Raw genomic sequence first — 13,578 nt, forward strand, 5'->3', positions numbered from 1 at the left:
GTGCCGATCGGGCTTGCCCTCGCCTCGCTCGGTGCAGTCGGTCAAGCCATAGGCGCCCTCCACATCGACCACAGCGGCGGCCCGTCGGGTAGGTCGATCACGGACCGGACCCGGTATCCGTGCCGGAGGTAGAGGTCGCGGTTACGCGGGTCGTTCGCCTCCAGGTAGGCCGGCAGCCCGGCCCGGTCCAGGCGCGAGTGGTGGCGGTCGAGCAGCGCGCTGCCGATCCCCTCGTTCTGCCGGCCCGGACGGACCGCCAGGAACGCCAGGTAGTGGTGGGGCTCCAGCGGATGTTCCGCCTCGAGCGCCGCGTCGAGTTGCTGCACCCGGTCGAAGGCCGACTCGGTGACCTCCTTGACGCGGCGCTCGTAGTCGCGCGGCGGCGGGATCATCGCGGTGAGCGGGAACCAGAGGGCGACCCCGCACATCCGGCCGTCGTCCGCGTCGGCGGTGCTGTAGACCTCGCCGTACTGCAGGGCGTACTCCACGAAGATCTCGAAGTAGCCGGGCGACAGACGCCGGCGTTCGGAAGCGTCCGGGTGCAGCCATCGGGCCACTGGACCGTCCCACATCGCGTCGGCCACGAGGTCGGTGATCTCCTCGGTGTCGAACGGCGACACATGGCGGATCACGAGTTCCTGAATGGCGTACGTCATCGGGATTCCCTACCTGAGCTGGTGGTCGTCGAATATTGCTCGCTCTGGAACGCCATCGCGTGTGAGTGCGGCCGGGGCGGCTCCGGGAACTCGAAGACGGTCCGTCGCTCCACACCGCGGCCGATCACCGCGTACACGTCGGGCTTGGTGAACCGGACGATCGCCGCCCAGCCGGCGCCGAGCAGCGCCAGGACCGCGTACCCGGCCGCGAAGGCCCAGTTGAAGATGGAGTCCGGCGACAGTCCGAGGATGTCGCCCAGGCCCACCACGGTGGCGAACAGGATGATGCTGAGCAGGAAGAACGCGATGATCGGGGTGACCCGGCCACGCCAGACGTTCTCCAGGCGCGGGTGTTGCACGAAGAACGCGATGACCGCGGCCGACGTGCCCCACATCAGGATCAGTACGCCGAGGCCACCGACCACGGTGAGGTAGCCGAAGAGTTCCACCAGCGGATCCGCTCCGGTGAACCAGTACGCCAGGATCGCGACGAACGCCAGCACACTCTGGGTGATCGAGCCGACCACCGGCGCGCCGGTGCGCGGGTGGGTGTAGCCCCACCGGCTGGGCAGCATCCGCTCGCGGCCGAGGGCGAACTGGTAGCGGGAGACCGCCGCATGGAAGGCCAGCAGCGCCGCGAAGATACTGGTCATGAAGAGCAGGTAGCCGATGGTGATCATGACGTCCGGCACGTGTGGGCCGACCAGGCTGAAGACCAGGTTCGTCTCCTCACGCTGGGCGTCGGCCACGATCCGTCCCGGACCGGCGCCGACCGACATGGCCCAGGCCGACACCGCGCACATGAGTCCGGCGACCAGCACCGAGATGTGGGTGGCGCGGGAGATGGTCCGTTTCGGGTCCTTGGCCTCCTCGGAGAGCACCACCGTCGCCTCGAACCCGGCGAACCCACCGATCGCGATCACCATCATCGCGACGACCTCGGGTGTGAGCAGCTGCGCCGGGTTGAGGGTGGCGACGCTGACCTCGCCGTCCCGCGGGTTCGCGACCATCACCAGGTCGTAGATCAGGACGACGGCGATCTCGGCGATCAGCAGGACGCCGAGGACCTTGCCGCTGAGGTCCACCCACAGCATGCCGAGGATCGCGATCAGACCCCAGGCGACCAGCGCACAGATCACCCATGGCACGACCAGTCCCATTCCGGCGAGGATGCTCGATGCCACCACGCCGAACAGTCCGAAAAGGCCGATCTGCATCAGCGCGTAGGCCGGCAGGGCGACGAAGGCCGCCGCGACGCCGAGTTCTCTTCCGAGACCATGGCTGATGTACGAGTAGAACGCCCCGGAGTTGACGATGTGCCGGCTCATCGCCACGAAGCCGACCGTGAAGATCGACAGAATGGCCGCGACGACGAGATAGACCAGCGGCAGCGCCGTGTTGCCGACCACCGCGTAGACCGTCGTGACGGCCCCGATGATGACCGTGAGCGGGGCGGCTCCGGCGACGGCGAAGAAGACCACCGACGGCACGCCGAGCCGGTTGCTGGCCAGCGCCTGGCTGATGATGTCCGACCCGGAGGCGCCACGCTTGGCGGCGGCCTCCCGGTTGAGCTCCATCAACATCGTCCCGGCCCAGCGGTCGACGTTGTCCCGGCGGCGCTGGTGGCGTCCTCGGCTCACCGGCGGCCGACCGCTAGAGCGGATCCGACGAGCGCTTCGGTGCACTCGACGAGTTCGCGGAGATCGCCGGGCAGGGAGGCGATCATGCTGGGCAGGGCGTGGTAGATGTGCGGGTAGTCCTCGAATCCGTACATGACGTGACGGGTGAGGCCGGTCGCCACCACGAGACCGACGAGCATCCGGTCACCGACGTTCAGGTCCATCCCGCGGACCAGCATGTTCGCCACGCGGGTGGAGGCCCAGGCCGCGGCGTTGCGCTGCCGTGCGGTGTTGGGCATGTAGAGGGTCTGTGTGGTGCCGAGCATCCGGCGCCTGGTCACCAGCTCGACGGCGCCGACCCGCATGAGCCGCTCCGCCACCCGCAGTGCCGAGTCCTGCGAGAGGAAGGCCAGCCAGGTGCGGATGTCGCGGTGCTGTGGCTGGGCGTTGAGCAGGTCGAGGATGTCGTGGTTGAGTGCGTCGCGGGTCGGACGCCGATCCAGTACGAGTAGGTCTCCGTCATTGACGCCGATACGACCTTCGAGAACCAACTCCGCGAGTAATGCGGCAGCCAGCCCCAGGCCGGTCGCACGAGGATGCAGCCGGGACCGCCCGGTCCGGTCCTCGTGTGCGATCAGGTAATACTGGTCAGCCAACACTCCGTCCACGCCCCTTAGACGCAAGTTCCAATGATCTTTTACCTATGTATGTAGGAAACAAGACAGAACTCGATGTCCGCAGCATCATGTACCCAACACCAAGGTCAATACAAGAAGTACTAGACTTCTTATTCAGTCCTCGCTGTTTATTGATCTCCCGTAAAAGCGATCATGAATGGGGCGGACCGGATCATGAGGGAGCGGTCGTAGTATCGACATCATCAGGACCGTAGGGAGTCCGAGTGTCCGATATCGAGGGTCCGACGCTGCGACGCCGCCGGCTCGGCGCGGAGCTCAAACGATGCCGGGAATCGGCCGGCCTCACCCAGCAGGACGTGTCCCGCCATTTCGAGTGGCACTCGGCCAAGGTCACCCGCATCGAGACCGCGCGGGTCGCGGTCACCCCGCGGGACGTCCGTGACCTGCTCACGCTCTACAACGTGCGCGATCAGGGCTATCGCGAGGCCCTGGTCGAGCTGGCCCGGATGTCGCGGGAGCGCACCTGGTGGACCGACTATCGCGACATCATGCGCCCGGGGAACTTCGTCGGCCTGGAGGCCGCGGCCTCGGCGGTGCGCACCTGGGAGCCGGTGATCGTGCCCGGCCTGCTGCAGACCGCCGCCTACATGCGGTCACTGATGAGAAGCGGACGGCCCGACGATCCTCAGGAACACATCGAGCGGCGAATCAACCTGCGCCTGACCCGGCAGGGCCGGCTGCGCAGTGAGCGCCCGCTGGAGTTCTCCGCATTCATCGATGAATCCGTGGTGCGCCGGGTAATCGGCGGCGAAGATGTCATGGCGGAACAACTCAAGCATTTGATCGAAGTATCGAAATTGCCGAACGTATTCTTGAGAATTCTGCCGTTCACGGCCGGCGAGCACCTGTTCCTCAGCGGTCCTGCCACCCTTTTGGAGTTCCGAGAGACCACCCATATGGATGTTGTTTATATGGAAGGCCTTGCGGGAGACTTGTACGAGGAGCAGCCAGACATGGTTGACTCGTATAGGCAGGAGTTCGAGCGATTGAGCGCCAAGGCGCTCGACCATCGCACGACCATAAAGATGATCGAGAGTCTGCTCGTCGCTTAGCACTCCCGAAGAACATTCAGGAAAAGGGAGGTGCTTGAGTTGCGCGCGCACCAGATCGATGGTGCCGTCTGGAAGAAGGGCAGCCGTAGCAACGGCAGCGGCGGCAACAACTGCGTCGAGGTGGCATTCCTCGATCAGGGAATTGCCGTCCGTGACAGCAAGGACCGAACTGGTCCAGCCCTCATGTTCACATCGGCGGAGTGGACCGCCTTCGTGGACTCTGCCAAGGACGGCGAATTCGACATCGTTTCGTGAGAGCCTACCGATAGGTGCGCACCGATGGAAGAGCTGAACCGAGGCTCGACTTTCACAATGTGCACCCGGAGGGTGTCATGGCGGCCCGGCAGCGGGACGCCATGACACGGGCCGGCCCGGTCGCCGAGTGCGACCGGGCCATCACGCGCTAATGCGAACAGGAAACGCTCTCCCGTTCATTTTCTTCGATTTACGCAGCGGACCTTGAACGGTTGGTGACGATCGTTTCCGAGGGTGCCCGGCAGATTACGCGCGGCCATGATGAAGATCGGCCAGCCGCACCGCACGGTCCGCATCGAGGTCGGTCACCGTGCGCGACGAAGCACGGGATTCGGCGAGCGCCGCCTCACGCCGCAGACTGTCGCGACCCCGGCGGGCGAGCTGCACGTCGTGCCAGGCGGCACGCTCGGCGGCGATCGCGGCCCGGTACACCCGCTCCAGATGCTCCGCCACGGCCCGATGCACCACCAGCTCCTGCTCCACCGGGTGCAGCCGGGCATCCCACCCGGCGCGACCGGCCAGGACGTCCGCGAGCGCGCTCACCGGCAGCTCGTTGCGGGACACCGCCGCCCGTACCCGCTCGTGCAGGAAGCGCTCACGGGACGCGTACTCCGCCGGGTCCTGAGGGGTCCACGGCGCACCGAAGGCCGCCGCCGCCCGGCTGCGCGTCCAGCGCGCGTCGGCCTCCCGCCAGACCGCCCCGGCCGCGTCCACCCGGTCAGCGGTCGCCTGCCAGTGGCGCTGCCAGCGTTCGACCGCCCCGGCCGCCCGCGTGGCCGCGACCCGCACCTCCTGCGCGTACCGCGCCGTCCGCGCCACCTCCGCCCGCCACCGGGCCCGCCGGGCCTCCCGCCGCTCCCGGTACCGGCGCACGAAGTTCGCCGTCTCGAGCAGTGCCAGCCGCGGGTTGCGCACGCCCTCCGGGTTCGCCAGGACGACCAGCGCGGGCAGGGTGAGCAGCATCAACGCGGCCCAGATGGCCATCGGGGCAGGCTCGTTCAACAGCATTTCGGCGAGGATGTTCATGGCAGGTCCGTCCGCTCGCAAGGTCTCACACCGGGCAGGCGTCGCCCCGGACCGGCCGGATCGGCCGTCCGTGGGATCTCAGGCGGCGAGCGGAGGAGCGCGGGAACCCGCGGCGCCGGCGGTGGCGCGGCTGGTCAGCGCGGAGGCACGGTCGGCGACGGGGGTGGTTGCGGCGGGCGGTTCCGCCACCGGTTCGGCGGGGGTCTCGGCAGGCGTCGCTTCTGCGGTACGGGCTACGCGCTCAGCCCGCGACGCGGAGACCGTCACGGGGCCGGGGGCGGGTGGAGCGGCCACCACGGCCTGATGCGGCGAGAAAAGCGCCAGGAACAGTGCGAACAGCACCGGCAACGACCGCAGCAGCACACCGCGCCGCGTCGTCGTCATGTCACCGAACGTACCCGGATCGCACCTGAAGTCCGTTTCGCCGCGCCGTCAATCATCGGACCGCTCTGTCATGTTTTATCAGTATTACGCCTGATCTAAAGTTCTCCTGACCGGAACGGATCACTCACCTCCGACCGACGACGGCCGATGGGCTGTACCGACCCGGAAGCCATCCGGAGCTGTCGCCGACGGGAGCCATCATGCCGAAGCGATCCGTGGCCACCGACCCCGTACTGCTGGGGCTGGTCGCCGTCGGAGTGCTCCTGGTGCCCTGGTTCCTGCGTCACGGCGAGCAGCGGACCGCCTCCTGGGCCATCCAGACTGCCCTCGACACGGCCAACACCTACTTCATGTGGCGCACGGCCGTCCATCCGGCCATGACGGCCGCCGGACGCCGGTTCTGGTGGGCCGCGGTGATCGGATCCGCCGGATGTGTGGCCGGCGACGGCTACCAGACGGTCCTGATGCTGGCCGACCCCACGACGACCACCATCAGCGGGGTGCAGACGGGCCTCGTCGTCTCGGGCATGGCGCTGGTCGTCGGGGCGATGCTGAGGCATCCGCTCGGCGGGGCCGGACGGCAACGGCTGCGGCTCTGGTTCGACGCGGCCACGGTGCTCACCGGTGTGGCCGTCTTCCTCTGGTACTACGTGCTGGCCACCGACCTGAGCGGACGGCAGGCCGCCGACCGCTGGGGCGCCGCGGCCACCGCCGTGGTCATGCTGCTGGTCACGTTCGGGCTGCTCAAGCTGATCCTCAGCGGCACGGCGCCGTTCACCCGGTCGGCAGGCATCGCCGCGGCACTGGGCGTGACCGGCACGGCGTTCGCGGCCCCGATGATGAGCGGCATGATCGGCGACCTGAGTCCCGGCGGCACCATCGTCGTCCAGCTGCTGCCCTGTGTGCTCGCGTCGGCCGCCTTCCGGCTGCAGCAGCTGCAGGTGTGGAGGCTCGCCGGCGAGCGGAAGGCCGGCATGGCGGGACGGTCGAGCCGGCTGCCGTACCTGGCGGTGATCGCCACCCAGATCCTGCTGGTCGTCTCCCTCTCCGACGGCGACATCGACCTGCGGGTCCGGGGCGTGGCCGTCGGCGCCGTGGTGATCACCGCGCTGGTGCTGGGCCGGCAGGTCGCCGCGCTGCACGACAACGAGCGGCTCCTCACCGAGCTGGACGGGCAGGCCGAACGCTTCCGTGCCCTGGTGCAGAACACGTCCGACCTCACCCTCGTCATCGCCTACGACGGGACCGTCGAATACGCCAGCCCGGCCGCCCTCAGGGTGCTCGGGGTACGCGACGAGGATCTGGTGGGAACGTCACTGCGCGACCGCACCCACCCGGCCGACGAGCCTGTGGCCGTCGAGTTGGCCGAGCGGGTGGCCGCCCATCCCGGCACCGGTATCGGCACCCAGGTGCGGTGGCGGCACGCGGACGGGTCGTACCGCTGGCTCGACCTGGTCATCACCGACCTCAGCCACAACCCCAACGTCGGCGGTGTGGTGCTGAACGCCCGCGACGCCACCGAGGCCCGCGCCCTGCACGACGAGCTGCACCGGCAGGCCACCCACGACGCGCTGACCGGGCTCGCCAACCGGGTCCTGCTGCACCGGCGGCTGGAGGCGTCCACCGAGCGGGTCAGCATGCTGCTGATCGACCTGGACGGGTTCAAGGAGATCAACGACCGGCTGGGGCACCACACCGGCGACCTGGTGCTGCAGGAGGTCGCCCGGCGGCTGACCGGCCTGCTGGGCGCCGGCGAACTGGCGGCCCGCCTGGGCGGCGACGAGTTCGCGGTGCTGCTGCCGGGTACCGAGGCGACGGCCGCCGCCCGGCTGGCTGAGCGGATCGCCGTGGTGGTGGCCGAGCCGATGCCGATCGGGGGCGCGCTGCTCACCGTCGGCGCGAGTGTCGGCGTCGCGGCGGGGGCGCCCGGCGACGACCTGCTCCGCACCGCCGACGCCGCCATGTACGAGCGCAAGCGGGAACGCCGCGCCCTGAGAACGGCGAAGCCGGTGTGACCGTCGGACGGTCACACCGGCTCGTCAGCCGAGAATCCTCAGATCACCAGAACTTGCGGTAGTCCGTCTGAGTCTGGGCGTTGAACTGCCACGTCCGCTCCCGCTCCGCCTTGTCGATGCGGCGGTCGCTGACCTCCAGGACGTCGAAGCCCTTCTGGATGTCGCTGGAGTAGATGTAGCCGTTGTACCAGTACGCCGACCACGAGCCACCCAGGATCAGGCGCTCCAGGCTCAGCGGGCCACGCTCCCAGTACGCGATCTCCACCGGCTTGCGCGAGTTGGTGAAGTCCCAGATCGAGATGCCGCCCTGGTACCACGCCTGGACCATGATGTCGCGGCCCTTGACCGGGATCAGCGAGCCGTTGTGGGCCACGCAGTTCTCGGTCGTCGCGTTCTCCCGGGGGATCTTGTAGTAGCTGCGGAACTCCAGCTTGCGCTTGCTGCCCTTGCCGGTGATGTCGTAGATCGCGTCCGCACCCTTGGTCGCGCCGATGGACGGGAGGCACTCCGCGCCACCGCCACCGCCGAGCTCGTCGGTGAAGACCACCTTGGTGGCGTCGTTGTTGAACGTCGCCGAGTGCCAGAACGCGAAGTTCTCCGCGTCCCGGACCGTGGTGATCACCTTGGGGGCGTACGGCTTCGAGATGTCGATCAGAACGCCGTCGCCCATGCAGGCACCGGCGGCGATGTTCTTCTCCGGGTACGCGGTGATGTCGTGGCAGCCGGACGTCGTACGGCTGTCGGCGTCACCGGGGAAGCCGCCGTCCGGGAAGAGGACCGGAGCCGAGATGAGCTTGGCCTCGGCCGGCTTCTTCAGCGGAACGCGGACGATCGAGATCTTGTCGTGCGGCTGCTTGCAGTTCGGCAGGTCGACGACATCGAGGTTGTACGACGAGACGTAGGCGTAGACCGAACGGTCCCAGCCCTTGCCCGGCACCAGCGTCAGCGTGTGCGAGCCGCAGTCGGTCTTGACGGCCGAGACGTACTGCGGGTTGCGCGGGTCGCTGATGTCGAAAATCTTGATGCCCTCCCACCGCGGCGTCTCAGCCGGGGCGGAGTTCGGCACGGCGACACTGTTGCAGGAGTTGTCGCTGCGAATCGAATCGGTACCGAGGAACAGGAGGTTGCCGTAGACCGAGACGTCGTTCTGCGCACCGGGGCAGAGAACCTGCGAGATCTCCACCGGGTCACGCGGGTTCTTGAGGTCGTAGACGGTGAACCCGTTGTAGTTGCCCGCGTAGGCGTACCTGCCCTGGAATGCCAGGTCGGTGTTGAACGAGTTCTCCGCGGCGAACGCCCCGGACTTCGGGTCATTGTTGATCAGCTTGATGTTCGGGCTGCTGCGGATCTCGTCCACACCTGGGATGTCCGCCGGGTCGGCCTGGGCCGGGGCGGAGATCAGGAAGGTGGACAGAACCGCCGCCGCTCCGATGGCTGCCAGGCGCTTGAACCGCCCTTGTGGGGCAGGGTGCCTCATGAAGCTCCTTCCGGCTGCTTCCGGCTTGTTGCGGCACCGGTGACGCATGGCGAGTCGTGTCACCCGCACCCCCGGTGATAGCGATGTCGATCGTTACGATAACTGTCGCGGGCCGATCGTGGGGGCCGCCTGCCGGAAAGGAAATACATGCAACACCGACGCGCATGGGCCCTGACCGCCGCAACATTGGTCCTTCTCGGAACCATCGGGCTAACCATCGCCTCTCGGTCGGACGACGATCCCGAACCGGTGAGCGCGCCGTCCGCATCCTCCTCCCCGGCCCGGGTCATCGTGCCTGGTAAACCCGGTGAATCAGCGACCGTCACCGACTCCGACAAGGTGCAGGCTCCGAACGGCACGCCGTACAACGCGGCCGATGTCACCTACGCCCAGATGATGATCGCCCACCACGCCCAGGCGCTGGTCATGGCCGATCTTGCACCCGACCGGGCGGCTGCGGCCGGGGTCAAGAACATCGCGGGGCGCATCACCGCGGCACAGGGCCCGGAGATCTCGGTACTGCGAACCTGGCTGAGTGAGCGCGGGCAGCCGGAGTCGGACCCGGCCCACGATCACGCCACCATGCCGGGGATGCAGTCCACCGCCGCCGTCACCGAACTGACCGCGGCCCGCGGAGCCGACTTCGACCGCCGGTTCGTCGCGATGATGACCGAGCACCACCGTGGCGCGCTCACGATGGTCAGGGACCTCTTCAAGAGCGGCTCCGACGAGCGGCTCGCCAAAATGGCCAAGGAGACCGCCATCGAGCAGGACATCGAGATCCGGCGGATGGCCGACCTCGGGGTGAGCTGACCCGCGGCTCAGAGCAACATGCCGCCGGAGGCCTCGATCCGCTGGCCGGTGACCCAGCCCGTCCCCGGTCCGAGCAGGGCCGCGATCAGACCGGACACGTCGGACGGCTCGCCGACCCGGCCCATCGCGGTCAGCGCGCCGAGGTGTGCCCGGACCCGCTCGTCGTCACGTAGCTGACCACCGCCGAACTCGGTGGCGACCGGGCCGGGCGCCACCACGTTCGCGGTGATGCCACGCGGGGCGACCTCCTTGGCCAGGTACCTGGTGAAGACCTCGACGGCACCCTTCATCGAGGCGTACGCGGCGTAGCCGTCGCTGGTGAAGCGGGCCAGTCCCGTGGAGAAGTTGAGGATCCGGCCGCCGTCGGCGATCAGCGGGAGCAGCTTCTGGGTCAGGAAGAACACGCCGCGGAAGTGCACGTCGAGCATCTCGTCGAAGGCCTCGACCGGGGTCTCGGCGATGGAACCGGCCCGGCCCACGCCGGCGTTGTTGATCAGGAAGTCGAGGTCGGTCCGGTCGTACCGGTCGGCGAGCACCCGGCGCAGAGCGGTCTCGAATTCGTCGTACGACCCGAGGTCGCCGACGTGCAGCGGCAGCGCGACCGCGTCGATCTTCTCGCCCGGGTCGTTCCGGTACGTGTAGATCACCTCGATGCCGTTCTCGATCAGGGCCAGCGCGGCGGCCCGGCCGAGTCCGCGGTTCCCGCCGGTGATCAGGGCGATTCTGGGCATGGTGATGCCTTCCTTCGTCGAAAGGGTGGTGTCAGGCGCCGACGGCGGCGAGCAGCTGGAGCTTCTCGTGGCTCGGTGAGCCGGGCACCGCGGTGAAGACCAGCAACGTCTGGAGCTGGTCCGGGTCGTGCAGGGTCTGGCAGTACAGATCGAGCGGGCCGAGCTCGGGGTGCAGCAGCGTCTTGCGGCCGGTGTGGGCCAGGCCGATCTCGTGCCCGGCCCAGATGCCGGCGAACTCCTCGCTCGCCGTCAGCAGGGCGTCGACGATCTCCCCGGCCCGGCCGTCCGGCGCGCCTGCGTAGACCCCGCGCAGCTGGGCCGCGAAGATCCGGCCCTGCCGGTCGTGGTGCTCGGCCGGGTAGAGCCCACGCGACGCCGGGTCGGTGAACCAGCGGTACCAGGCGCTGCGGGCCAGGCCGGTGAACCGGGTCTCGTCACCGAGCAGGGCCCGTCCCGGCATGGTCTGCAGCAGCGTCTCGGCGTACCGGGAGAGGACTACGGCGGGGGTGTCGCCGAGCCGGTCGACGATCCGCATCATGCCGGGGGCGATGTGTTCGTCACGGGAGACCCGCTGCGGCGCCGCGTGCCCGCCGAGGGTGAACAGGTGGTCCCGTTCGGCGAGGCTCAGGTGCAGCGCCCGGGCGATCGCGGCGAGCATCTGCTCGGACGGCTGCGGCCCGCGCTGCTGCTCGATCCGCCCGTAGTAGTCGGCCGACATCCCGGCCAGCGCCGCCACCTCCTCGCGGCGCAGGCCGCCGGTCCGCCGCCGCGGCCCACGCGGCAGTCCGACGTCCTCCGGCCCCAGCGCCTCGCGCCGGGTCCGGAGAAAGTCCGCGAGTTGTGCCCGGTCCATGTCGTGCCTCTCCCGTCCCCGTCTCCGGCTGCTGCAACCAGCTTGGCCCGCCGGCACGGGCGGAGGAAGGACACGGGTATCCCGGGACCGGCGATCCCTGGACAGGGGTCAACCGCGCGGCAGCACCGCCCGGATCTGCTCGGCGCCCTCGCGGAGCAGCCCGAAGGCATCGGCGCTGAGCTCGTCGTCCTTGCGCAGGTCACGCAGCTTGTCCTCGAACTCCTTGATCTTGCGGGCGGCCTCCTTGGCCTTGCCGCGTTCGAGCCGGTCGGCGGCCTGCTCCAGACGGCGGGTCAGCGCGTCGGCGACGTCGTCGTCCAGCTCGCCCTCGTCCTCCAGGACGCCGATGACGGCGGCCAGGCCGGTGATCAGCTCGGCGGGCTGCGCCGGACGATCAGGCGGTGCGGTGGTCGGGGCCGCCTCGGGCTCGGGCTCGGTCTCCGGTGGAGACGACTCGGCGGCCTCCGAGGGCACCTCGGCCGGCGCGGAGCTCGGCGTGGGCGCCGCGACGGGCGCGGCCGGAGCGGGGTCGTCGTCGCCGGTGAACAACCAGACCACCAGTGCCAGCAGCACGACCGCCGACCCGGCGGCGATCAGAGCGGTCCGCCGGTGGTCGGCCGCCCGATACACGCCGCGCGGCTCCACCACCGGCATCTGGGCGGTGGGCTGGTGAAGATCGTGAGGCTCCGGCACGGCCGACATCATGCCAGGCCGCGGCCGAGGTGTCCCGGGTCCGTGCTCACAGGTGGACGGGCAGGGTGTACAGCCCGCGCAGCAGGGTGCCGGGCCGCCACGGCAACTCGTCGGGGTCGGCCGCCAGCCTCAGGTCGGGGAAGCGGTCGAGCAGCTCGGTGAAGGCGATCTGCGCCTCCAGCCGGGCCAGTGGGGCGCCGAGGCAGTAGTGGATGCCGTGCCCGAAGGCCAGGTGCGGGTTGCCGGTACGGTCCAGCCGCAGCTCACCGGCGTCCGCGAAACGGTCCTCGTCGCGGTTGGCGGAGAGCAGGACGACCACGACCGGCTCGCCGGCCTCGATCGTGACGCCACCGATCTCCAGGCGCTCGGTGGCGATCCGGAACGTCGACGTCTCCACCGGGCCTTCGAACCGCAGGAATTCCTCGATCGCGGTCGGCAGCAGGGTGCGGTCGGCGCGCAGCCGCTCCCAGCGCTCCCGGTCGCGCAGCAGGAGCCAGACGCCGTTCCCGATCAGGTTGACGGTGGTTTCGTGACCGGCGATGAGCAGCAGGAACACCATCGAGGAGAGTTCCTCGGCGGAGAGGCGGTCGCCCTCCTCGCGCACCTGGATGAGCCCGGCGAGCAGGTCGTCGCCGCCGTGCTCGCGACGGTCGGCGAGCAGTGTGCCGATGTAACCGACCATCGCCTGGATCGCCGGGCCGAGCCGGTCGCCGGCCAGCGCGCCGGCCACGATCACGTTCGACCACTCGCGGAAGGCGTCACGGTCGGCGGCCGGCACCCCGAGCAGCTCACAGATCACCTGGATCGGCAGCGGGAAGGCGAAGGCGTCGATCAGGTCGGCCTCCTTCTCATCCTGCAGCGCGTCCAGCAGCTCGGTGGTGATCTCCTCGATCCGCGGGCGCAGGCTCTCGATGCGCCGGGCGGTGAACGCGGCCGAGACGAGACGGCGCAGGCGGGTGTGGTCCGGCGGGTCGGCGGCGAGCATGTGCCGGGAGATCGGCGCGGTGATGCTCGACGAACTGGAACTCGCCGCGCCCACCGCCTGGAACGACTTGGACAACCGCGGGTCGGCCAGCGCCCGGCGGGCGTCGTCGTAGCGGGTGACGAGCCAGGCGTGCAGGCCGCTGGGCAGCTTCACCCGGCGGACCGGTCCGGTGCGGCGCATCCTGGCGTACACCGGATGGGGGTTGTTCTGGAACGCCGGGTCGGTGAAATCGATCTGGAGATCCTGCGTCATGACGCCCTCCGGGGCCGCCGGGAACCGGATTACGACGATACCCGTCGATACCGCTCCCTGGGGGCCGTG

General features: G+C 69.2%; 14 protein-coding genes. 4 read left to right on the forward strand and 10 right to left on the reverse strand.

What is annotated here, in order from left to right; all coding sequences use genetic code 11:
* Window positions 1-41 precede the first annotated feature (41 nt).
* The 3 genes from CLV67_RS00805 to CLV67_RS00815 are packed head-to-tail and all read right to left on the reverse strand — an operon-like array spanning window position 42 to window position 2,934.
* A complete protein-coding gene (locus tag CLV67_RS00805) occupies window positions 42-656 on the reverse strand; it encodes a GNAT family N-acetyltransferase (RefSeq protein ID WP_106315191.1) in 615 nt (204 codons plus the stop codon).
* Window positions 653-2,296 (reverse strand): APC family permease, encoded by a 1,644-nt coding sequence (locus CLV67_RS00810; protein ID WP_307833856.1) that lies wholly within the window; start codon window positions 2,294-2,296, stop codon window positions 653-655. The genes CLV67_RS00805 and CLV67_RS00810 overlap by 4 nt, the downstream gene beginning before the upstream one ends.
* Window positions 2,293-2,934: a GOLPH3/VPS74 family protein gene (locus CLV67_RS00815; RefSeq protein WP_170153712.1), complete on the reverse strand. Its 642-nt coding sequence runs from the start codon at window positions 2,932-2,934 to the stop codon at window positions 2,293-2,295. The genes CLV67_RS00810 and CLV67_RS00815 overlap by 4 nt, the downstream gene beginning before the upstream one ends.
* A 242-nt stretch (window positions 2,935-3,176) precedes the next feature.
* On the opposite strand from CLV67_RS00815, the gene CLV67_RS00820 reads away from it, so the two are divergent.
* Together CLV67_RS00820 and CLV67_RS00825 are read left to right on the forward strand one after the other, a co-directional pair.
* The gene (locus CLV67_RS00820; protein WP_106315194.1) at window positions 3,177-4,025 is read left to right on the forward strand and encodes a helix-turn-helix domain-containing protein; all 849 of its coding nucleotides are present in this window, start codon (window positions 3,177-3,179) and stop codon (window positions 4,023-4,025) included.
* Window positions 4,026-4,064: 39 nt separating this feature from the next.
* Window positions 4,065-4,280 (forward strand): DUF397 domain-containing protein, encoded by a 216-nt coding sequence (locus tag CLV67_RS00825; RefSeq protein ID WP_106315195.1) that lies wholly within the window; start codon window positions 4,065-4,067, stop codon window positions 4,278-4,280.
* Between the two features lie 246 nt (window positions 4,281-4,526).
* Here the strand turns inward: CLV67_RS00825 and CLV67_RS00830 are convergent, their stop codons facing one another.
* The gene (locus CLV67_RS00830; RefSeq protein WP_106315196.1) at window positions 4,527-5,306 is read right to left on the reverse strand and encodes a hypothetical protein; all 780 of its coding nucleotides are present in this window, start codon (window positions 5,304-5,306) and stop codon (window positions 4,527-4,529) included.
* 78 nt (window positions 5,307-5,384) lie between these two features.
* Entirely contained in the window at window positions 5,385-5,690 is a 306-nt protein-coding gene (locus CLV67_RS00835) for a hypothetical protein (protein ID WP_106315197.1), read from the reverse strand.
* A 200-nt stretch (window positions 5,691-5,890) separates the two neighbouring features.
* On the opposite strand from CLV67_RS00835, the gene CLV67_RS00840 reads away from it, so the two are divergent.
* Window positions 5,891-7,705 carry a diguanylate cyclase domain-containing protein gene (locus tag CLV67_RS00840; protein ID WP_106315198.1) on the forward strand — a complete coding sequence of 605 codons (1,815 nt, stop codon included), beginning with the start codon at window positions 5,891-5,893 and terminating at the stop codon, window positions 7,703-7,705.
* A gap of 43 nt (window positions 7,706-7,748) precedes the next feature.
* Here CLV67_RS00840 and CLV67_RS00845 read toward each other — a convergent pair whose 3' ends face one another.
* Window positions 7,749-9,182: an LVIVD repeat-containing protein gene (locus CLV67_RS00845; RefSeq protein WP_106315199.1), complete on the reverse strand. Its 1,434-nt coding sequence runs from the start codon at window positions 9,180-9,182 to the stop codon at window positions 7,749-7,751.
* 249 nt (window positions 9,183-9,431) lie between these two features.
* Here CLV67_RS00845 and CLV67_RS00850 point away from each other — a divergent pair, with 249 nt between their 5' ends.
* Window positions 9,432-9,995: a DUF305 domain-containing protein gene (locus CLV67_RS00850; RefSeq protein ID WP_239166158.1), complete on the forward strand. Its 564-nt coding sequence runs from the start codon at window positions 9,432-9,434 to the stop codon at window positions 9,993-9,995.
* 8 nt (window positions 9,996-10,003) lie between these two features.
* Here CLV67_RS00850 and CLV67_RS00855 read toward each other — a convergent pair whose 3' ends face one another.
* From CLV67_RS00855 to CLV67_RS00870, 4 genes are all read right to left on the reverse strand, one after another.
* Entirely contained in the window at window positions 10,004-10,726 is a 723-nt protein-coding gene (locus CLV67_RS00855) for an SDR family NAD(P)-dependent oxidoreductase (RefSeq protein WP_106315201.1), read from the reverse strand.
* Between the two features lie 31 nt (window positions 10,727-10,757).
* Window positions 10,758-11,579 carry a helix-turn-helix transcriptional regulator gene (locus CLV67_RS00860; protein ID WP_106315202.1) on the reverse strand — a complete coding sequence of 274 codons (822 nt, stop codon included), beginning with the start codon at window positions 11,577-11,579 and terminating at the stop codon, window positions 10,758-10,760.
* Between the two features lie 108 nt (window positions 11,580-11,687).
* Entirely contained in the window at window positions 11,688-12,272 is a 585-nt protein-coding gene (locus CLV67_RS00865) for an FIMAH domain-containing protein (protein ID WP_146168943.1), read from the reverse strand.
* 46 nt (window positions 12,273-12,318) lie between these two features.
* Window positions 12,319-13,509 (reverse strand): cytochrome P450 family protein, encoded by a 1,191-nt coding sequence (locus CLV67_RS00870; RefSeq protein ID WP_146168944.1) that lies wholly within the window; start codon window positions 13,507-13,509, stop codon window positions 12,319-12,321.
* Between the last annotated feature and the right edge of the window lie 69 nt (window positions 13,510-13,578).

Origin of the sequence: Actinoplanes italicus (assembly GCF_003001815.1) — a bacterium.
Classification (GTDB): domain Bacteria; phylum Actinomycetota; class Actinomycetes; order Mycobacteriales; family Micromonosporaceae; genus Actinoplanes; species Actinoplanes italicus.